20 protein-coding genes are annotated in these 19,165 nt (G+C 59.5%); 15 read left to right on the forward strand and 5 right to left on the reverse strand.

All coding sequences use genetic code 11. The features are described 5' to 3' along the window. Positions 1–26 precede the first annotated feature (26 nt). Entirely contained in the window at positions 27–578 is a 552-nt protein-coding gene (locus tag AB4N74_RS29340) for an NUDIX hydrolase (RefSeq protein ID WP_007909002.1), read from the reverse strand. Between the two features lie 147 nt (positions 579–725). Here AB4N74_RS29340 and AB4N74_RS29345 point away from each other — a divergent pair, with 147 nt between their 5' ends. From AB4N74_RS29345 to purT, 5 genes are all read left to right on the forward strand, one after another. Then, positions 726–1,325 (forward strand): CoA pyrophosphatase, encoded by a 600-nt coding sequence (locus AB4N74_RS29345; RefSeq protein ID WP_099758082.1) that lies wholly within the window; start codon positions 726–728, stop codon positions 1,323–1,325. Positions 1,326–1,387: 62 nt separating this feature from the next. Next, positions 1,388–1,912 carry a gamma carbonic anhydrase family protein gene (locus AB4N74_RS29350; RefSeq protein ID WP_460097949.1) on the forward strand — a complete coding sequence of 175 codons (525 nt, stop codon included), beginning with the start codon at positions 1,388–1,390 and terminating at the stop codon, positions 1,910–1,912. Next, on the forward strand, positions 1,909–2,118 hold the full coding sequence (locus AB4N74_RS29355; RefSeq protein WP_093436849.1) for a DUF1289 domain-containing protein: 210 nt from the start codon (positions 1,909–1,911) through the stop codon (positions 2,116–2,118). Before AB4N74_RS29350 ends, AB4N74_RS29355 begins: the two co-directional genes overlap by 4 nt. A 322-nt stretch (positions 2,119–2,440) precedes the next feature. After that, on the forward strand, positions 2,441–2,908 hold the full coding sequence (locus tag AB4N74_RS29360; protein WP_016986366.1) for a VUT family protein: 468 nt from the start codon (positions 2,441–2,443) through the stop codon (positions 2,906–2,908). Positions 2,909–3,008: 100 nt separating this feature from the next. Continuing rightward, positions 3,009–4,190: a formate-dependent phosphoribosylglycinamide formyltransferase gene (gene purT, locus AB4N74_RS29365; RefSeq protein ID WP_003221968.1), complete on the forward strand. Its 1,182-nt coding sequence runs from the start codon at positions 3,009–3,011 to the stop codon at positions 4,188–4,190. A gap of 120 nt (positions 4,191–4,310) precedes the next feature. Here purT and AB4N74_RS29370 read toward each other — a convergent pair whose 3' ends face one another. From AB4N74_RS29370 to AB4N74_RS29380, 3 genes are all read right to left on the reverse strand, one after another. Next, positions 4,311–5,627, reverse strand: coding sequence for an MFS transporter (locus AB4N74_RS29370; protein ID WP_093436835.1), 1,317 nt, complete (start codon positions 5,625–5,627; stop codon positions 4,311–4,313). Between the two features lie 256 nt (positions 5,628–5,883). Next, entirely contained in the window at positions 5,884–7,125 is a 1,242-nt protein-coding gene (locus AB4N74_RS29375) for a transporter associated domain-containing protein (RefSeq protein WP_460097950.1), read from the reverse strand. Between the two features lie 12 nt (positions 7,126–7,137). Then, positions 7,138–7,950, reverse strand: a complete 813-nt coding sequence (locus AB4N74_RS29380) for a cytochrome C assembly family protein (RefSeq protein ID WP_034154823.1) — start codon at positions 7,948–7,950, stop codon at positions 7,138–7,140. Between the two features lie 210 nt (positions 7,951–8,160). Between AB4N74_RS29380 and ffh the strand changes: the two genes are divergently transcribed. From ffh to AB4N74_RS29410, 6 genes are all read left to right on the forward strand, one after another. Next, on the forward strand, positions 8,161–9,537 hold the full coding sequence (gene ffh, locus AB4N74_RS29385; RefSeq protein ID WP_093436823.1) for a signal recognition particle protein: 1,377 nt from the start codon (positions 8,161–8,163) through the stop codon (positions 9,535–9,537). Positions 9,538–9,848: 311 nt separating this feature from the next. Next, positions 9,849–10,100: a 30S ribosomal protein S16 gene (gene rpsP / locus AB4N74_RS29390; protein WP_016986371.1), complete on the forward strand. Its 252-nt coding sequence runs from the start codon at positions 9,849–9,851 to the stop codon at positions 10,098–10,100. Positions 10,101–10,105: 5 nt separating this feature from the next. Then, the gene (rimM, locus tag AB4N74_RS29395) at positions 10,106–10,642 is read left to right on the forward strand and encodes a ribosome maturation factor RimM (protein ID WP_460097951.1); all 537 of its coding nucleotides are present in this window, start codon (positions 10,106–10,108) and stop codon (positions 10,640–10,642) included. Positions 10,643–10,686: 44 nt separating this feature from the next. Further along, positions 10,687–11,397 (forward strand): tRNA (guanosine(37)-N1)-methyltransferase TrmD, encoded by a 711-nt coding sequence (trmD, locus tag AB4N74_RS29400; RefSeq protein ID WP_230669539.1) that lies wholly within the window; start codon positions 10,687–10,689, stop codon positions 11,395–11,397. A 45-nt stretch (positions 11,398–11,442) separates the two neighbouring features. After that, entirely contained in the window at positions 11,443–11,793 is a 351-nt protein-coding gene (gene rplS, locus AB4N74_RS29405; RefSeq protein ID WP_003175895.1) for a 50S ribosomal protein L19, read from the forward strand. A 91-nt stretch (positions 11,794–11,884) separates the two neighbouring features. Further along, positions 11,885–12,298, forward strand: a complete 414-nt coding sequence (locus AB4N74_RS29410) for an acyl-CoA thioesterase (protein WP_093436815.1) — start codon at positions 11,885–11,887, stop codon at positions 12,296–12,298. Positions 12,299–12,416: 118 nt separating this feature from the next. On the opposite strand, the gene AB4N74_RS29415 is transcribed toward AB4N74_RS29410, so the two are convergent. Further along, a complete protein-coding gene (locus AB4N74_RS29415) occupies positions 12,417–14,225 on the reverse strand; it encodes a cation:proton antiporter (RefSeq protein WP_099758085.1) in 1,809 nt (602 codons plus the stop codon). Positions 14,226–14,332: 107 nt separating this feature from the next. Between AB4N74_RS29415 and xerD the strand changes: the two genes are divergently transcribed. The 4 genes from xerD (at position 14,333) to thrC (ending at position 19,127) form a co-directional block, all read left to right on the forward strand. Continuing rightward, positions 14,333–15,229: a site-specific tyrosine recombinase XerD gene (gene xerD, locus AB4N74_RS29420; RefSeq protein ID WP_116254596.1), complete on the forward strand. Its 897-nt coding sequence runs from the start codon at positions 14,333–14,335 to the stop codon at positions 15,227–15,229. 255 nt (positions 15,230–15,484) lie between these two features. Further along, positions 15,485–16,216 (forward strand): bifunctional protein-disulfide isomerase/oxidoreductase DsbC, encoded by a 732-nt coding sequence (dsbC, locus tag AB4N74_RS29425; RefSeq protein WP_007908974.1) that lies wholly within the window; start codon positions 15,485–15,487, stop codon positions 16,214–16,216. Positions 16,217–16,346: 130 nt separating this feature from the next. Further along, positions 16,347–17,651, forward strand: a complete 1,305-nt coding sequence (locus AB4N74_RS29430; protein WP_093436800.1) for a homoserine dehydrogenase — start codon at positions 16,347–16,349, stop codon at positions 17,649–17,651. Positions 17,652–17,717: 66 nt separating this feature from the next. Beyond that, positions 17,718–19,127 (forward strand): threonine synthase, encoded by a 1,410-nt coding sequence (gene thrC / locus AB4N74_RS29435; protein ID WP_093436796.1) that lies wholly within the window; start codon positions 17,718–17,720, stop codon positions 19,125–19,127. The last annotated feature ends 38 nt before the right edge of the window (positions 19,128–19,165 follow it).

The raw sequence follows: 19,165 nt of genomic DNA on the forward strand, positions 1-19,165 counted from the left end.
TGTCGGCCATCACGCCAATGTCTTGATTAAATAATGACCGGCTGCGCCAACGGAGGAATCGATTCCGAGCGAACCGGATACGCCTCGATACGCCGATCAGCGAAGAAGCATTCTAAGGTACGTCCCACCGTGCGGAAAGCCAGCTCGTCCCAGGGAATGTCGGCTTCGTCGAATAGTTGTACTTCGAGGCTCTCGGGGCCGGCGGCAAAGTCCAGGTCGACCAGTTCGGCGCGGAAGAACACATGCACCTGACTGATGTGCGGTACGTCGATCAGCGTGTAGATACTCAGGTTGCGCACCCGGGCGCAGGCTTCTTCGGCGGTTTCGCGTACGGCGGCCTGCTCGATGGTCTCGCCGTTCTCCATGAAGCCGGCGGGCAAGGTCCAGTAGCCGAGACGCGGCTCGATGGCGCGGCGGCAGAGCAACACTTTCGTGCCCCAGGTCGGCACGCAACCGGCGACGATATTGGGGTTTTGATAGTGAATGGTCTGACAGCTGTCACAGACAAATCGCAGCCGCGAATCGCCTTCGGGAATGCGCTGGGTGACCGGGTTACCGCAGTGGCTGCAAAATTTCATGCTGGGCTTCCTGAATGCTGCGCCTATCTTGGCGTGCAGCGGTGCCGGTCGGCAAGTTGTCGTTTCGCGACACGGCGGGTTTCGGGGGCTTGGGCGCTTGCAACGATTGGTGCATGATGCAGAGTAAGGCACAGATCGAGAACACTCATGCTGGACGAGCTACTGCATAGGGTTAGCAACCACACACCGCGCACGCTGGAGACCGACACCCGTTTCCCCGAGGCCGCCGTTCTGGTGCCGATCACCCGCAGTGACGAGCCGGAACTGGTACTGACCCTGCGCGCCAGCGGGCTCTCGACCCACGGCGGCGAAGTCGCGTTCCCCGGTGGCCGTCGCGACCCGGAAGACCCCGACCTGATCTTCACCGCGCTACGCGAAGCCGAAGAAGAGATCGGCCTGCCACCCGGCCTGGTTGAAATCATCGGCCCGCTCAGTCCGCTGATCTCCCTGCACGGCATCAAGGTCACGCCTTATGTCGGCGTCATCCCTGATTTTGTCGAGTATCTGGCCAACGATGCCGAGATTGCTGCGGTGTTCACTGTGCCGCTGGAATTCTTCCGCAAAGACCCCCGTGAACACACGCACCGCATCGACTATCAGGGTCGCAGTTGGTACGTGCCGAGCTACCGCTTTGGCGAGTACAAGATCTGGGGGCTGACGGCGATCATGATCGTCGAGTTGATCAATCTGCTCTATGACGCCAAGATCAGCCTGCACCAACCGCCGAAAAGCTTTCTTGATATTTGAACGCATCAATACCTGAGCCATCGGCAGAATGGCCATTCACCGTGAGCCCTGAGGAAAACAAGATGAAATACCGCTTGGGCGACGCCCGTGTCGAGACCCATCCACACAGCTGGGTTGCCCCCAATGCCGTACTGGTGGGCAAGGTCAAACTCGAAGAGGGCGCCAACGTCTGGTTCAACGCCGTGCTGCGCGGCGACAACGAACTGATCCTGATCGGCAAGAACAGCAACGTCCAGGACGGCACGGTGATGCACACCGACATGGGCTTTCCGCTGACCATCGGTACCGGCGTGACCATCGGCCACAACGCCATGCTCCACGGCTGCACGGTTGGCGATTACAGCCTGATCGGCATCAACGCGGTGATTCTCAACGGCGCGAAGATCGGCAAAAACTGCATCATTGGCGCCAACTCGCTGATTGGTGAAGGCAAAGAAATTCCGGATGGTTCGCTGGTGATGGGCTCGCCGGGCAAAGTCGTGCGCGAGCTGACCGAGCCGCAGAAGAAGATGCTCGAAGCCAGCGCCGCCCACTATGTGCATAACTCGCAGCGCTATGCCCGCGATCTGGTTGAGCAGGAAGAATGAACACAGCCGAAAGACCGGTCGCCTCGCCGTGCGTGAATATTTGTGCGCTGGATGAGGATGACATTTGTACTGGCTGCCAGCGTACGGTCGCGGAGATCACCCGCTGGGGCCGTATGACCAACGACGAGCGCCGCGTGGTGCTGGGGTTGTGTCATGAGCGGGCGAAGGCGAGTGGGTTGGTGTGGATGATCCCTTCGAAATCGTGATCGGCTTGAGGGTGCCCTCACCCTAACCCTCTCCCAGGGGGAGAGGGGACTGACCGAGTTGATAGTTCGAACTACATCGACCTGAACGATTGAGTCGAGCTCAAGTTTGAAAAGCCCCCGATCTGCTCCCTTTCCCCTCGCCTGAAGGAACGGGATTGTTCGAGCTGCACCGAACTGCGTTATCGAGTCGAACTCGGGAGTCGATTCAACGAAGATCTGCTCCCTTTCCCCCTCGCCCCCTCGGGGGAGAGGGCTGGTGTGAGGGGGTAGCTCTTGATCTGCCGGTCCAGTAATCTGTGCGCCAATCTGACAGGTCACCTCCATGATTTTCCTCATCGCCTACATCAGCAGCGTTGTGCTGATCAACTTCGCCTTCTCCACCGCGCCACACCTGGACATCATCTGGTCGGCCTGGGGCGGCTTGGTCTTCGTGCTGCGCGATATGGTGCAAACCCGCTTCGGCCACGGCGCGATCGTGGCGATGCTGGCGGCGCTGGTGCTGTCTTATGTCACCTCCGATCCGTCGATCGCATTGGCCAGTGCCACGGCGTTCGCGGTCTCCGAGTGCATCGACTGGCTGGTGTTCAGCATCACCAAACGGCCGCTGCGCGACCGCTTGTGGATCAGTTCGGCGCTGAGTATTCCGCTCGATACCTTCATCTTCTTCGGCATGATCGACCTGTTGACGCCGCCGGTGATCATCACCGCTCTGGCTTCGAAATTCGCCGGCGTCACTGCCGTCTGGCTGATCATGGCCTGGCGCGAGCGTAAACAGGCCGTCGCCGGCTGAAGCCAAAGCCTCAGGTTCATGTAAAATGCCGCGCTTTCTCCCCATGGAAAGCGCGTCTGGCGTTGCTTTCCTCGATGATCCGCTTCTTTGAGGACCTGAGATGACCCGTATCGGAACTCCATTGTCGCCAACCGCGACCCGCGTATTGCTGTGTGGCTGTGGTGAGTTGGGCAAGGAAGTGGTGATCGAGCTGCAACGCCTGGGCGTTGAAGTGATTGCCGTCGATCGCTACGCCAATGCGCCAGCCATGCAGGTTGCCCATCGCAGTCACGTGATCAATATGCTCGACGGCGCTGCCCTGCGTGCCGTGATCGAAGCCGAGAAACCGCACTTCATCGTGCCGGAAATCGAAGCGATCGCCACCGCCACGCTGGTCGAACTGGAAGCCGAAGGCTTCACCGTGATCCCGACCGCACGCGCTGCGCAACTGACCATGAACCGCGAAGGCATCCGTCGTCTGGCTGCTGAAGAGCTGGATCTGCCGACCTCGCCGTACCATTTTGCCGACACCTTCGAGGACTACAGCAAAGCCGTTCAGGACCTGGGCTTCCCATGCGTCGTCAAACCAGTCATGAGTTCGTCGGGCAAAGGCCAGAGCCTGCTGCGTAGCGCTGATGACGTGCAGAAGGCATGGGATTACGCGCAAGAGGGTGGTCGCGCCGGCAAAGGCCGGGTGATCATCGAAGGTTTCATCGATTTCGATTACGAGATCACCCTGCTGACCGTGCGCCACATCGGCGGCACCACGTTCTGCGCGCCGGTCGGTCACCGTCAGGAGAAGGGCGACTATCAGGAATCCTGGCAGCCGCAAGCCATGAGTCCGATTGCCCTGGCTGAGTCCGAGCGCGTTGCCAAAGCGGTAACTGAAGCGCTGGGTGGCCGTGGTCTGTTTGGCGTTGAGCTGTTCATCAAAGGTGATCAGGTGTGGTTTAGCGAAGTCTCGCCGCGTCCGCATGACACCGGCCTGGTGACCTTGATTTCGCAGGATTTGTCGCAGTTCGCGCTGCACGCTCGGGCAATTCTAGGCCTGCCGGTGCCGCTGATCCGTCAGTTCGGGCCGTCGGCTTCGGCGGTGATTCTGGTGGAAGGGCAGTCGACGCAGACCGCATTCGCCAACCTCGGCGCTGCTCTGAGCGAGCCGGATACGGCGTTGCGTCTGTTTGGTAAGCCGGAAGTGAATGGCCAGCGCCGCATGGGCGTGGCGCTGGCGCGGGATGAGTCGATCGAGGCTGCTCGTGCCAAGGCGACCCGCGCTGCTCAGGCGGTCGTGGTAGAGCTTTAAACCGCGTCGCGACATTCGCGAGCAGGCTCGCTCCCACATGGGATTGGGTGAACACAGAATCTGTGACCAACCCCAAAAACTTGTGGGAGCGAGCCTGCTCGCGAAGCTTTTGATCTTCTGTCAGGCAACCTGATTCAGATCGTTGCCACGCGTTTCCTTCAGGCACAGCACCGCAATCAAACTCAGCACCGCCGCCCCCGACACATACCCGCCGACATAACCCAATCCCCCCATCGCCACCAGCTTCTGTGCAAAGAACGGCGCGGCCGAGGCCCCGACAATACCGCCCAGGTTATACGCCGCCGAAGCGCCGGTATAACGCACGTGGGTCGGGAACAGTTCAGGCAACAGCGCGCCCATCGGTGCGAATGTCACCCCCATCAAAAACAGCTCGATGCACAGAAACAGCGCTACGCCCCAGGTCGAACCCTGAGTCAGCAACGGCTCCATCAGGAACCCGGAAAGAATCGCCAGCACGCCACCGATGATCAGCACCGGTTTGCGCCCGTAACGGTCGCTGGCCCAGGCTGACAAAGGTGTCGCGGCAGCCATGAACAGCACGGCAAAACACAGCAGCCCGAGGAAGGTTTCGCGGCTATAGCCAAGTGTGGAAACCCCGTAACTCAGGGAGAACACCGTCGAGATATAGAACAGCGCATAACAGACCACCATCGCCGCCGCGCCCAGCAATGTCGGCGCCCAGTACTGACTGAACAGCTCGACCAGCGGTATTTTCACCCGCTCCTGGCGAGCGATGGCGTTGGCGAACACCGGTGTTTCATGCAGTTTCAATCGCACATACAGACCGACCATCACCAGCGCTGCGCTGAGCAGAAACGGAATCCGCCAGCCCCAGCTGCGGAACTGCTCGTCCGTGAGCGTCATCGCCAGGGTCAGGAACAAACCGTTCGCGGCGAGAAAGCCGATTGAAGGTCCGAGCTGCGGAAACATGCCGAACCACGCACGTTTGCCTTTCGGCGCGTTTTCCGTGGCCAGCAATGCCGCGCCACCCCATTCACCGCCCAATCCCAGGCCCTGTCCGAAGCGCAGCACGCACAGCAGAATCGGCGCCCAGGCGCCAATCGTGGCGTAACCTGGCAGCACGCCGATCAGCGTCGTACACACGCCCATCAACAGCAGCGAGGCCACCAGCGTCGACTTGCGCCCGATACGGTCACCGAAGTGGCCGAACAACGCCGAACCCAGCGGTCGGGCGAGGAAGGCGATGCCGAAGGTCAGGAACGCCGACAGCATCTGCGCGGTGCCAGAGGTCTGTGGAAAGAACACCGGCCCGATCACCAAAGCGGCAGCGGTGGCGTAAACATAGAAGTCGTAGAACTCGATCGCGGTGCCGATAAAACTCGCCGTCGCCACGCGGGTGGCGGAATTCGTCGGTTGGGCAGGCGCGGTGGCGCTGTAAGCGGTACTGGTCGTCATGCGGTGATCCCTGACAGTCATGAGCTCCATTGGAGCGAATTATTATGGTCGAGCACCCAGGGATGTGGGATGAGGCGCGGTCGCTGTTTCAGGTAGGAACAGTTGCCGGAGTACAACAGAAATGGCCGAAACCTGTTGGGTGCGGGGTAAGCACAAGGTTTGGCGGGGGCTTGGATAAGCGTTTCGATTATAGGAAGGAGGCTAACAATCAAACAAGAGCAAAAGATCGTCCGAACGCGGCCCGATCTTTTGATTTTTATCGGGCAGGCACCAAAGCAGGCACAGAAGAGGTATGCCAAATCAGCACTTTGCTAACCCGGTTCTCTTCAGTCTCAAGAATCTCCAGCCGATAACGCCCGATCTTCAAGCAAACGGCACTTTCCGGAATTGTCTCCAATGCTTCAGTCACCAGCCCATTCAGCGTTTTCGGCCCATCGCTCGGCAAATGCCAACCCAGGCACTTGTTCAACTCGCGGATCGACGCGGCACCGTCAATGACCATGCGGCCATCGCCCTGTGGATGAATATGCGGATTATCCAGACTGTGCTCGCTTTCAAACTCGCCGACGATTTCTTCGAGAATGTCTTCCAGCGTGACGATGCCGAGCACTTCGCCGTACTCATCCACGACCATGCCGAGGCGCCGCTGCTGCTTGTGGAAGTTCAGCAGTTGCAGTTGCAGCGGCGTGCTTTCCGGCACGAAGTACGGTTCGTAACTGGCGGCCAGCAGCGCTTCGCGCGTCAGATCACCGTTGTTCAGCAGGTGCCGGATCTGCCGGGTGTTGAGCACCGCTTCAACCTGATTGATGTCGCTATGGAACACCGGCAGGCGTGTGCGCTTGTTATGCCGCAGTTGTTCGATGATTTCTTCGATCGAGTCATCGAGGTTGATGCCGTCGACGTCACTGCGCGGCACCAGAATGTCGTTGACCGTAATATTGTCCAGCGCATGAATGCCTGAGACCGGGTGCGCGCGCACTGGATGCTCTGGATCGTCGTAGCGATCGACGGGAGAGTCATCTTCGCTTTGCTGCACGACCTGAACCTTGCGCGCAAACGGACTCATCAGCAAACCGCTGATACGGCTGAACAGCCAGGCAAACGGATAAACAATCTTCAGCGGCACCGCCAGCAAGGTATTGCCGAACGCCAGCACCGCATCGGGGTAACGTTGAGCGACGGTACGCGGGAAGTAATCGGCGAACACCAGCAGGATTGCCCCGGCACCGAGGCACGCAGCCCATGGGCCGTTTTCTTCGCAGAGGAAAATCGCCAGCAGTGTCGCGATGACGACCGCGAGAGCGCGGCACAGGGTGTTGCAGAGAATAAGGCTGTCGAGCGGGAAGCTCAGCTTCGCCAGCGGCTTATCGCTGGCGCGCGAGGCGTTGCGTTGCGCGAGCAGGTGCTGCTGCGCGATTTCGACGGCGGTAAACAGCCCCGACCATAAAATCAGCAGGACAAATACCGCGAGCATCGGCCCTAGGGGCAAACCGTCCATTTATGCCGCCCGTCAGATGTGCAGGATGTATTCACGAACCAGTTTGCTGCCGAAATACGCCAACATCAGCAGGCAGAAACCGGCGAGGGTCCAGCGAATCGCCTTGTGACCGCGCCAGCCGAGACGATTGCGGCCCCACAACAACACGCTGAAGACGATCCAGGCCAGGCAGGCCAGCAGGGTCTTGTGCACCAGATGCTGGGCGAACAGGTTCTCGACGAACAGCCAGCCGGAAATCAGCGACAGCGACAGCAGTGTCCAGCCGGCCCAGAGGAAGCCGAACAGCAGGCTTTCCATGGTTTGCAGCGGCGGGAAATTCTTGATCAACCCGGACGGGTGCTTGTGCTTGAGTTGGTGGTCTTGCACCAGCAGCAGCAAGGCCTGGAACACCGCGATGGTAAACATGCCGTAGGCGAGGATCGACAACAGAATGTGCGCGAGGATGCCCGGCTCTTCGTCGATGATCTGCACCGTGCCGGTCGGCGCGAACTGCGCTAGCAGCACCGTGATCGCGCCCAGCGGAAATAGCAGCACCAGCAGGTTTTCCACCGGGATTCGCGAGCAGGCAATCAGTGTCAGCGCGATCACTGCCGCGGCAATCAGGCTCGAGGCGCTGAAGAAGTCCAGGCCCAGACCGATCGGGGTCAGTAGATGCGTGAGCAGGCTGGCAGCGTGGGCCACCACGGCGAGAGCGCCGAGGCTAACCAGCAGGCGTTTGTTCGCCTTGGCACCAGTGGCCAGACGAGTGCTCTGATAAAGGGTCGCAGCGGCATATAGAAGGGCGGCGGCGAGAGTGGTCAATAAACTGGGTGACAAGGGGAGCATAAATCCTGTTAGGCAGGCCCGAAAGGGGCTGAGTTTGGCATAGAACCGCCATGGCACGAAAGACTCAGGAAGCTGACAGCGAGGTGTCCGCCAGCCGCAGTCTTCGCTATAATCCGCGACCTGCCCACGCCGCAGGCTCGCCGAGCACATGTTGATTCCGGTCTGGGCCGCCATTATCCCGGTCTACACAGGGCCTGAAAGGATCGCGCAATGTTTGAAAACTTAACCGACCGTCTCTCGCAGACGCTGCGCCATGTCACCGGCAAAGCGAAGCTGACCGAGGACAACATCAAAGACACCCTGCGTGAAGTGCGCATGGCGTTGCTCGAAGCCGACGTCGCCCTGCCGGTGGTCAAGGACTTCGTCAATTCGGTCAAGGAGCGCGCTGTCGGCACCGAGGTGTCGCGCAGCCTGACGCCGGGCCAGGCGTTCGTGAAGATCGTCCAGGCCGAACTCGAAAGCCTGATGGGTGCGGCCAACGAAGATTTGAATCTGAGCGCTGTGCCGCCCGCTGTGATTCTGATGGCCGGTTTGCAAGGTGCGGGTAAAACCACCACCGCTGGCAAACTGGCGCGCTTCCTTAAAGAGCGCAAGAAGAAGTCGGTCATGGTCGTGTCGGCGGACGTCTACCGTCCTGCGGCGATCAAGCAGCTGGAAACCCTGGCCAGCGACATCGGTGTGACGTTCTTCCCGTCCGACCTGAGCCAGAAGCCGGTCGACATCGCCACCGCAGCTATTAAAGAAGCAAAACTGAAATTCATCGACGTGGTCATCGTCGATACCGCCGGTCGTCTGCACATCGACGAAGAGATGATGGGTGAGATCAAGGCGTTGCACGCCGCGATCAACCCGGTCGAAACCCTGTTCGTGGTTGACGCCATGACCGGTCAGGATGCGGCCAACACGGCCAAGGCCTTCGGTGATGCACTGCCGCTGACCGGTGTGATCCTGACCAAGGTCGACGGCGACGCCCGTGGCGGTGCCGCCCTGTCGGTACGCGCCATCACCGGCAAGCCGATCAAGTTCATCGGTATGGGCGAGAAGAGCGAAGCGCTCGATCCGTTCCACCCTGAGCGTATCGCCTCGCGGATTCTCGGCATGGGCGACGTGCTCAGCCTGATCGAACAGGCTGAAGCGACGCTCGACAAGGACAAGGCCGACAAACTGGCCAAGAAGCTGAAGAAGGGCAAGGGCTTCGACCTAGAAGACTTCCGCGATCAGCTGCAACAAATGAAGAACATGGGCGGCCTCGGCGGGCTCATGGACAAACTGCCGAGCATCGGCGGCGTCAACCTGTCGCAAATGGGCAATGCCCAGAACGCCGCAGAGAAGCAGTTCAAGCAGATGGAAGCCATCATCAACTCCATGACCCCGGCCGAGCGCCGCGACCCTGAGCTGATCAGCGGTTCGCGCAAGCGTCGGATCGCCATGGGTTCCGGCACCCAGGTGCAGGACATCGGTCGCTTGATCAAGCAACACAAGCAGATGCAGAAGATGATGAAGAAATTCTCCGCCAAGGGCGGTATGGCGAAAATGATGCGTGGCATGGGCGGAATGTTGCCCGGCGGCGGCATGCCAAAAATGTAAGGTGTCCCGTCTCATCCATTTCACTCGCCAAAAGTGAGTGAAATGGGTGAGACGGGATACTGGAATCTCGCCGGTCGTCGCACCGGCGCAGGCCCCGCAAGGATGCGGGATCAACAGCAAACCCGCACTCGGCGGGAGCTGACTGGCCGTTTTCATCGACGGCTCTATATGCAGATCTGCACGGTATGCCATAGGCGCCGGAAAAAGTCATTTGCAAAAGTCCGGATATTCCTTAGAATATGCGGCCTTTCGGGCACCCATGCCCGCTGTGCATTTAGATTTGCAGCACCGACTACAGGAACGATGTTCACATGCTAACAATCCGTCTTGCCCTTGGCGGCTCCAAAAAGCGCCCGTTTTACCACCTGACCGTAACCGACTCGCGTAACCCGCGTGACGGCTCCCACAAAGAACAGGTTGGTTTCTTCAACCCTGTTGCACGTGGTCAGGAAACCCGTCTGTCCGTGAACCAAGAGCGCGTAGCCTACTGGCTGAGCGTTGGTGCACAACCTTCTGAGCGCGTTGCTCAGTTGTTGAAGGAATCTGCCAAGGCTGCGGCCTGAGCAATATGAACGCGACGCCTGCTGTTGCCGATGATTTGATCGTTATTGGCAAAATTTATTCTGTTCATGGCGTTCGCGGCGAAGTGAAGGTTTATTCCTTTACTGATCCGACTGAAAACCTGTTGCAGTACAAAACCTGGACGCTCAAGCGCGAAGGCAATGTGAAACAGGTCGAGCTGGTCAGTGGACGCGGGAACGACAAGTTTCTGGTCGCAAAGCTCAAGGGTCTTGATGATCGTGAAGAAGCTCGTCTTCTGGCCGGTTATGAGATCTGCGTGCCGCGCAATCTGTTCGCTGAATTGACCGAAGGCGAGTACTACTGGTACCAGCTGGAAGGTCTGAAGGTCATCGACACCCTTGGGCAATTGCTCGGGAAACTCGATCATCTTCTGGAAACCGGCGCCAATGATGTAATGGTCGTCAAGCCTTGCGCTGGCAGCCTGGATGATCGCGAACGCCTGTTGCCCTATACGGAGCAATGCGTGTTGGCTGTCGACCTGGCCGCGGGCGAGATGAAGGTGGATTGGGACGCGGACTTCTAAACGTGGCTAATTTGCGCGTAGAAGTGATCAGTTTGTTTCCCGAGATGTTTTCCGCCATCGGCGACTACGGCATCACCAGTCGTGCGGTCAAACAGGGGCTCTTGCAGCTGACCTGTTGGAATCCGCGAGATTACACGACGGATCGGCATCACACTGTGGACGATCGCCCGTTTGGCGGTGGTCCGGGCATGGTGATGAAGATCAAGCCCCTGGAAGATGCTCTGGTTCAGGCCAAGGCAGCAGCCGGGGAGGCGGCGAAGGTGATTTACCTGTCCCCCCAAGGCCGTCAACTGACTCAGTCGGCGGTACGCGAGCTGGCACAATCGGATGCATTGATCCTGATTGCCGGCCGCTATGAAGGCATTGACGAGCGCTTTATTGAGGCTCATGTCGATGAAGAGTGGTCGATTGGCGACTATGTACTGTCTGGCGGCGAGCTGCCGGCCATGGTCCTGATCGATGCGGTTACACGACTGCTGCCTGGAGCTTTAGGGCATGCGGATTCCGCTGAGGAAGATTCCTTTACGGATGGTCTGCTGGATTGCCCGCACTACACCCGACCTGAGGTGTATGCGGATCAGCGTGTTCCCGACGTGTTGCTGAGTGGCAATCACGCGCATATCCGGCGTTGGCGTTTACAGCAGTCCCTTGGTAGGACCTTTGAACGACGCGCCGATCTTCTGGAAAGCCGCTCGCTTTCTGGAGAAGAGAAGAAGCTGCTCGAGGAATACATCCGCGAGCGGGACGATAGTTAACAACGTATCGATGGTAGATCGAACGATTTACCTTAGGAGCACAGCATGACCAACAAAATCATCCTTGCACTCGAAGCAGAGCAGATGACCAAAGAAATCCCTACCTTCGCCCCAGGCGACACTATTGTCGTTCAGGTGAAAGTGAAGGAAGGCGATCGTTCCCGTCTGCAAGCGTTCGAAGGCGTTGTAATCGCCAAGCGTAACCGCGGCGTGAACAGTGCGTTCACCGTTCGTAAAATCTCCAACGGTGTTGGTGTAGAACGTACTTTCCAGACCTACTCCCCGCAGATCGACAGCATGGCTGTTAAACGTCGCGGTGACGTACGTAAAGCCAAGCTGTACTACCTGCGCGACCTGTCGGGTAAAGCAGCTCGCATCAAGGAAAAACTGGCTTAAGCCCAGCTTCCGATGCAGAAAAAAGCAGCCTACGGGCTGCTTTTTTGTTGCCTGCAATTTATTCAACGTATTTTCGTTTCAGGCCAGAACCATGACTCCCCGCGACCAGGAAATCCAGCGCCGTACCGAACTCTCGGTAACTCGCGTAACCAAAGCCGTCTTCCCGCCGACCACCAACCACCACAACACCCTGTTCGGCGGCACAGCGCTGGCATGGATGGACGAAGTGTCGTTCATCACCGCCACGCGTTTCTGCCGCTTGCCGCTGGTGACCGTGTCGACTGACCGTATCGACTTCAACCACGCGATCCCGGCCGGTTCAATCGTCGAGTTGGTCGGGAAGGTGATCAAGGTCGGCAATACCAGCCTCAAGGTCGAGGTGGAAGTGTTTGTCGAGAGCATGAGCTGTGATGGCCGCGAGAAGGCGATTCATGGGCAGTTCAGTTTTGTTGCTATTGATGATGACAAGCGGCCGGTGCCGGTGCTGCCCGGGTTTGCTGCCTGATCCAGATTAGAGTCGAGCCTTTCGCGAGCAAGCTCGCTCCCACAGGAAGTGTGTCGTTCACAGTTTTTATGTTCGACACGAACCCTGTGGGAGCGAGTTTGCTCGCGAAGGCGTCAGCTCAGGCGCCGCTGGCCTCAGGCTGAATCAACGCCAGCAGCGTCCACCCGGATCCTGGTTTCAAAGCAGTCTCCGGCGTCACCACATGCACCCACCCGCTGTCATCGCGCATAAACAGCAAGGTCGCACGATTACCATGCAGCGCGCGGTAATCCTCCCAGCCAAAACCATCCGTCAGCGTCGTGCTGTATAACTCCGCACCCTGGCCCATCTGGCTGGCGAGTTTCGCGTAAGTAAACGCCTCGCTGCCCAACTGATTGCCACGATGTTCAAGGCTGGCGCGGTGCTTGTCACTGCGGCGGCTTTCATGGCCGCTGGCCAGACCGAACAGGCGCTGATGGCCGAAATCATGCCGAAAGCGCATCGCCGCCAGGGTATTGAGTTCACCCGACGGCGACAGCGCCAGCAAATGCCCCAGTCCGACCAGATCCAGATGCGCATCGGCATGCTGCGAGGCCGGATTGCCGAAGTAAGTCGGTAATCCTTCCATGCGCGCCGCACGAATATTTTCCCAGCTCGAATCGGTCAGCAGCACGCGACTGCCCAGTTGCTGCAACGACTTGGCCAAATCGCGCGCGGGGCTGTTGGCGCCGACGATCAGAAATCCGCTCGGCGCCGGCTCCGCGACCTTGAGCAGTCGGGCCAGTGGCCGCGCAGTCGCACTTTGCAGGACCACAGTGCCGATGATCACCGCAAACGTCAGCGGCACCAGCAGCAATGCTCCCTCGTGCCCGGCCTCATGCAGGCGAATCGCGAAAATCGCCGACACCGCCGCTGCAACGATCCCGCGCGGCGCAATCCAGCACAGCAACGCGCGCTCACGCCAACTCAGGCTGGAACCGGCCGTGCTGAGCAGCACGTTCAGCGGTCGAGCGATCAGTTGAATCACCAACAGCAGAATCAGCACCAGCGGCCCCAGTCCGATCAGCGCGTACAAATCCAGGCGCGCCGCCAACAGGATGAACAGCCCGGAAATCAGCAGCACACTGAGGTTTTCCTTGAAGTGCAGGATGTGCCGTACATCCACACCTTTCATGTTCGCGAGCCACATGCCCATCAGCGTTACCGCCAGCAGGCCGGATTCATGCATCACTTCGTTGGCGGCAATGAAAATCCCCAGCACCGCCGCCAGCGAGGCGAGGTTATGCAGATACTCCGGCAGCCATTGCCGGCGGATCACGGTGCCGAGCAGCCAGCCACCGACAATGCCGAACACCGCGCCGCAGAGAATCACCCCGCCAAAGGTGAACAGACTCTGCTTGAGGCCGTGCCCTTCGGCGCTGGCAATGATGAAGCTGTAAACCACCACGGCGAGGAGGGCGCCGATCGGGTCGATAACGATGCCCTCCCAGCGCAAAATGTTGGCGATCGAGGCTTTCGGCCGCACCACGCGCAGCATCGGCACGATGACGGTCGGGCCGGTGACCAGTGTCAGGCTGCCGAACAGGATGGCCAGCATCCAGTCGAAGCCGAGCAGAAAATGCGTGGCGACCGCGATGACGATCCAGGTCGAGATCGCGCCAATGGTCACCAGACGATGAACGACGCTGCCGATCTCCTTCCACTCCGACAGGTGCAGGGTCAAGCTGCCCTCAAACAGAATCAGCGCGACCGCCAGCGACACCAGCGGCATCAGCAGCGGCCCGAACATCTCCTGTGGATCAAGCCAGCCCAGCACCGGGCCGACCAGAATCCCCGTCAGCAACAGAAACAGAATCGCCGGCAACTTCAGGCGCCAGGCCAGCCATTGGCAACCCAGCGCGGCCGCGCCGATCCCGCCAAATGCCAAGAGAATTTGCTGCTCGTTCATTGATGCTCCCTGTTCCTTGAATTAGCGGGCTATGAAAGACTAGCGCCCATTCCTACAGTTCACTCTACATTTGCGCACAGTCTTGAGGCTGTGTGACTTGAGCGCCCATGCCTGCCATCGACCATCCACTGATTGATCAATTCCTCGACGCTTTATGGCTGGAGAAAGGCCTGTCCGATAACACCCGCGGCGCCTATCGCAGTGATCTGGCGCTGTTCAATGGCTGGTTGCAGGAGAAAAACCTGGAACTGATCAATGCCGGCCGTGAGCTGATCCTTGATCACTTGGCCTGGCGTCTGGAGCAGAACTACAAACCGCGCTCCACTGCCAGATTTCTTTCCGGGGTGCGTGGCTTTTATCGCTATTTGCTGCGGGAAAAGATGATCAACGTCGACCCGACATTGCGCGTCGACATGCCGCAACTCGGTAGGCCTCTGCCCAAATCGCTGTCGGAAGCCGACGTCGAGGCGTTGCTCAAAGCGCCGGACCTGAGCGAAGCCATCGGTCAGCGAGACCGCGCCATGCTCGAAGTGTTATATGCCTGTGGTTTGCGCGTGACAGAACTGGTCAGCCTGACGCTGGAACAGGTCAACCTGCGTCAAGGTGTGTTGCGGGTGATGGGCAAGGGCAGCAAGGAACGGCTGGTGCCCATGGGCGAAGAGGCGATCGTCTGGGTCGAGCGCTATATGCGTGACGGTCGTAGCGAATTGCTCGGTGGCCGCCCCAGCGATGTGCTGTTTCCCAGTCAGCGTGGCGAGCAGATGACCCGCCAGACCTTCTGGCACCGGATCAAGCACCAGGCCAAGGTTGCCGGGATCGGCAAGTCGCTGTCGCCGCACACCTTGCGCCATGCGTTTGCCACACACTTGCTCAACCATGGCGCGGATTTGCGCGTGGTGCAGATGTTGCTCGGCCACAGCGACCTCTCTACTACACAGATCTACACCCACGTCGCCCGCGCTCGATTGCAGGATCTGCACGCCAAACACCACCCGCGCGGCTGAACAAAAAATCCTGTGGGAGCGAGCCTGCTCGGGAAGAGGGAGTGTCAGTCAGCGTTCATTTAGCTGACACACCGCTTTCGCGAGCAGGCTCGCTCCCACAAGGATCTGTGCAGTCCTGAAAGAGTGGCGACAGGCGCATTCGGCCACCGTGACCTTATGTGTTAGGCTTTGCCGGTTTGCACGATGGACGGTTATGACCCGGTGTTCCGGCACGGGCGTTCTGATCGATCCATTTGTCCGCCTTCAGGAGTTCTCATGCGTCTGACCCAGATTTTCGCCGCCGCAGCCATTGCGTTGGTCAGCACCTTTGCCGTCGCCGATGACGCGGCCGACAAAGCCATTCGTCAAAGCCTGGAAAAACTCGAACTCGAGGTTCCGGTAGAAAGCATCAGCGCCAGCCCGTTGCCGGGCATGTACGAAGTCAAGCTCAAGGGCAGCCGCGTGCTCTACGCCAGCGCCGATGGCCAGTACATCGTGCAGGGTTACCTGTTCCAGCTCAAGGACGGCAAACCGGTCAACCTGACCGAGAAGACCGAACGCCTGGGCATCTCCAAACTGATCAATGCCATCCCGGTGGCCGAAACCGTGGTCTACCCGGCCGTGGGCGAAACCAAGTCGCACATCACCGTGTTCACCGACACCACCTGCCCGTACTGCCACAAGCTGCACGCCGAAGTGCCGGAGCTGAACAAGCGCGGCATCGAAGTGCGTTACGTTGCGTTCCCGCGCCAAGGTCTGAACTCGCCGGGTGACGAGCAACTGCAAGCCGTGTGGTGCTCGAAAGACAAGAAAGCCGCCATGGACAAAATGGTTGATGGCAAGGAGATCAAGGCCGCCAAGTGCGATAACCCGGTTTCCAAGCAGTTCGCCCTAGGTCAGTCGATCGGCGTGAACGGCACACCGGCCATCGTTTTGGCTGACGGACAAGTGATTCCGGGCTACCAGCCTGCGCCACAAGTCGCCAAACTGGCGCTGGGCGCGAAGTGATTCGCGTCGTCACGGTCAGCCGTGACGATCATGGTCCGGCAGCTGCATCGCCGGGCCATCAATAGAGAGCCGCGAGCACGCGGTTGTTTTCCGGCCGACCCCGCGTCGGCCGTTTTATGGGGAGTTCACAGTGAATCCGGTCAAAGTAGGCATCTGTGGGTTAGGGACCGTCGGTGGCGGTACCTTCAACGTACTTCAGCGCAACGCCGAGGAAATTGCTCGTCGTGCCGGGCGTGGAATCGAAGTGGCACAAATTGCCATGCGCACGCCAAAGCCTCAGTTCCAGACGACCGGTATTGCGATTACCAACGATGTCTTCGAAGTGGCCACGAACCCTGAGATCGACATCGTCATAGAGCTGATGGGCGGCTACACCGTTGCCCGCGAGCTGGTACTCAAGGCCATCGAGAATGGCAAGCATGTGGTCACCGCGAACAAGGCTCTGATTGCCGTTCACGGTAATGAAATTTTCGCCAAGGCTCGCGAGAAAGGCGTAATCGTCGCATTCGAAGCGGCCGTGGCCGGTGGCATTCCGGTGATCAAGGCGATCCGTGAAGGCTTGTCCGCCAACCGCATCAACTGGGTGGCCGGGATCATCAACGGCACCGGTAACTTCATCCTCACCGAAATGCGCGAGAAGGGCCGTACCTTCGAAGACGTGCTGGCCGAAGCCCAGGCACTGGGTTACGCCGAAGTCGATCCGACCTTCGACGTTGAAGGCATCGACGCCGCGCACAAACTGACGATTCTGGCCTCCATCGCGTTCGGCATTCCGCTGCAATTCGACAAGGCTTACACCGAAGGCATCACCAAACTGACCACCGCCGACGTCAACTACGCCGAAGCGCTGGGCTACCGCATCAAGCACCTCGGCGTGGCGCGCAGCACTGCCGCCGGCATCGAGTTGCGCGTGCACCCGACGCTGATCCCGGCCGATCGCCTGATCGCCAACGTCAACGGCGTGATGAACGCGGTGATGGTCAACGGTGATGCGGCTGGTTCGACGCTGTTCTACGGCGCTGGCGCCGGCATGGAGCCAACCGCCTCGTCGGTAATTGCCGACCTGATCGACGTGGTTCGCGCCATGACTTCCGACCCGGAAAACCGCGTACCGCACCTGGCATTCCAGCCGGATTCGCTGTCGGCCCATCCGATCCTGCCGATCGAAGCCTGCGAAAGCGCCTACTACCTGCGCATCCAGGCCAAGGACCATCCGGGTGTACTGGCTCAGGTGGCGAGCATCCTCTCGGAGCGCGGCATCAACATCGAGTCGATCATGCAGAAGGAAGTTGAAGAGCAAGACGGTCTGGTGCCGATGATCCTGCTGACCCACCGCGTGGTCGAGCAACGTATCAACGATGCGATCGCCGCCCTCGAAGCCCTGGCCGGCGTGAATGGTCCGGTTGTCCGGATCCGCGTCGAGCACCTGAACTAAGTCGTTGTCCTGCACCCGTCCCGTGCACGGGGCGGGTGTCGTGAACACTCTCCATTGGAGTCAGTCATGCGTTACATCAGTACCCGCGGCCAGGCACCGGCCCTGAATTTCGAAGACGTCCTGCTGGCCGGTCTCGCCACCGACGGCGGTCTGTACGTTCCGGAAAACCTGCCACGTTTCACTCAGGAAGAAATCGCTTCGTGGGCCGGCCTGCCGTATCACGAGCTGGCCTTCCGGGTGATGCGTCCGTTCGTTACCGGCAGCATTCCGGATGCCGATTTCAAAAAGATCCTTGAAGAAACCTACGGTGTGTTCTCGCACAGCGCCGTGGCGCCGCTGCGTCAGTTGAATGGCAACGAATGGGTGCTGGAGTTGTTCCACGGCCCGACTTTGGCGTTCAAGGACTTCGCTCTGCAACTGCTCGGTCGTCTGCTCGACTACGTGCTGGAAAAACGCGGTGAGCGCGTGGTCATCGTCGGCGCCACCTCGGGTGACACCGGCTCGGCGGCCATCGAAGGCTGCAAGCACTGCGAAAACGTCGACATCTTCATTCTGCACCCGCACAACCGTGTGTCCGAAGTGCAGCGTCGCCAGATGACCACGATTTTCGGCGAGAACATCCACAACATCGCCATCGAAGGCAACTTCGATGACTGCCAGGAAATGGTCAAGGCGAGCTTCGCCGACCAGAGCTTCCTCAAAGGCACGCGTCTGGTGGCAGTGAACTCGATCAACTGGGCGCGGATCATGGCCCAGATCGTCTACTACTTCCACGCGGCCCTGCAGTTGGGCGGTCCGGCGCGTTCGGTGTCGTTCTCGGTGCCGACCGGCAACTTTGGCGACATCTTCGCCGGTTACCTGGCGCGCAACATGGGCCTGCCGATCAACCAGTTGATCGTCGCCACCAACCGCAACGACATCCTGCACCGCTTCATGAGCGGCAATCAGTACGTCAAGGAAACCCTGCACGCCACGCTGTCGCCGTCGATGGACATCATGGTCTCGTCGAACTTCGAACGCCTGCTGTTCGACCTGCACGGTCGCAACGGCGCGGCCATCGCCGGTCTGATGGACACGTTCAAGCAGGGTGGTGGTTTCAGCGTCGAGCAAGAACGCTGGACCGAAGCCCGCAAGCTGTTCGACTCGCTGGCCGTGGACGACGCGCAAACCTGCGAAACCATCGCCGAAGTTTACGAGCAGACCGGTGAAGTGCTGGATCCGCATACCGCGATCGGCGTCAAGGCCGCGCGCGAATGCCGTCGTAGCCTCGATATCCCGATGGTGATTCTCGGCACCGCACATCCGGTGAAATTCCCGGATGCGGTAGAGAAAGCCGGTGTAGGAAAAGCGCTCGAGCTACCTGCACATCTTTCTGATTTGTTTGAGCGAAACGAGCGTTGCACCGTTTTGCCAAACGAGCTGAAAGCCGTGCAAGCCTTTGTCAGCCAGCATGGCAACCGCGGCAAGCCGCTTTAAGCCGGTAAAAGCTGTCACATTTTGAAGCCCGTCTCCTG

The sequence above is a fragment of the Pseudomonas sp. H3_C08 genome (genome assembly GCF_054669455.1).

Bases quoted from the DNA above. Each gene is read 5' to 3' on its own strand.
- ffh (WP_093436823.1), top strand. From the start codon at position 8,161: ATGTTTGAAAACTTAACCGACCGTCTCTCGCAGACGCTGCGCCATGTC.
- AB4N74_RS29370 (WP_093436835.1), bottom strand. From the start codon at position 5,627: ATGACGACCAGTACCGCTTACAGCGCCACCGCGCCTGCCCAACCGACG.
- purT (WP_003221968.1), top strand. From the start codon at position 3,009: ATGACCCGTATCGGAACTCCATTGTCGCCAACCGCGACCCGCGTATTG.
- rpsP (WP_016986371.1), top strand. From the start codon at position 9,849: ATGCTAACAATCCGTCTTGCCCTTGGCGGCTCCAAAAAGCGCCCGTTT.
- AB4N74_RS29360 (WP_016986366.1), top strand. From the start codon at position 2,441: ATGATTTTCCTCATCGCCTACATCAGCAGCGTTGTGCTGATCAACTTC.
- AB4N74_RS29345 (WP_099758082.1), top strand. From the start codon at position 726: ATGCTGGACGAGCTACTGCATAGGGTTAGCAACCACACACCGCGCACG.
- dsbC (WP_007908974.1), top strand. From the start codon at position 15,485: ATGCGTCTGACCCAGATTTTCGCCGCCGCAGCCATTGCGTTGGTCAGC.
- AB4N74_RS29410 (WP_093436815.1), top strand. From the start codon at position 11,885: ATGACTCCCCGCGACCAGGAAATCCAGCGCCGTACCGAACTCTCGGTA.
- AB4N74_RS29350 (WP_460097949.1), top strand. From the start codon at position 1,388: ATGAAATACCGCTTGGGCGACGCCCGTGTCGAGACCCATCCACACAGC.
- AB4N74_RS29355 (WP_093436849.1), top strand. From the start codon at position 1,909: ATGAACACAGCCGAAAGACCGGTCGCCTCGCCGTGCGTGAATATTTGT.
- thrC (WP_093436796.1), top strand. From the start codon at position 17,718: ATGCGTTACATCAGTACCCGCGGCCAGGCACCGGCCCTGAATTTCGAA.
- rimM (WP_460097951.1), top strand. From the start codon at position 10,106: ATGAACGCGACGCCTGCTGTTGCCGATGATTTGATCGTTATTGGCAAA.
- trmD (WP_230669539.1), top strand. From the start codon at position 10,687: ATGTTTTCCGCCATCGGCGACTACGGCATCACCAGTCGTGCGGTCAAA.
- AB4N74_RS29380 (WP_034154823.1), bottom strand. From the start codon at position 7,950: ATGCTCCCCTTGTCACCCAGTTTATTGACCACTCTCGCCGCCGCCCTT.
- rplS (WP_003175895.1), top strand. From the start codon at position 11,443: ATGACCAACAAAATCATCCTTGCACTCGAAGCAGAGCAGATGACCAAA.
- xerD (WP_116254596.1), top strand. From the start codon at position 14,333: ATGCCTGCCATCGACCATCCACTGATTGATCAATTCCTCGACGCTTTA.
- AB4N74_RS29415 (WP_099758085.1), bottom strand. From the start codon at position 14,225: ATGAACGAGCAGCAAATTCTCTTGGCATTTGGCGGGATCGGCGCGGCC.
- AB4N74_RS29340 (WP_007909002.1), bottom strand. From the start codon at position 578: ATGAAATTTTGCAGCCACTGCGGTAACCCGGTCACCCAGCGCATTCCC.
- AB4N74_RS29375 (WP_460097950.1), bottom strand. From the start codon at position 7,125: ATGGACGGTTTGCCCCTAGGGCCGATGCTCGCGGTATTTGTCCTGCTG.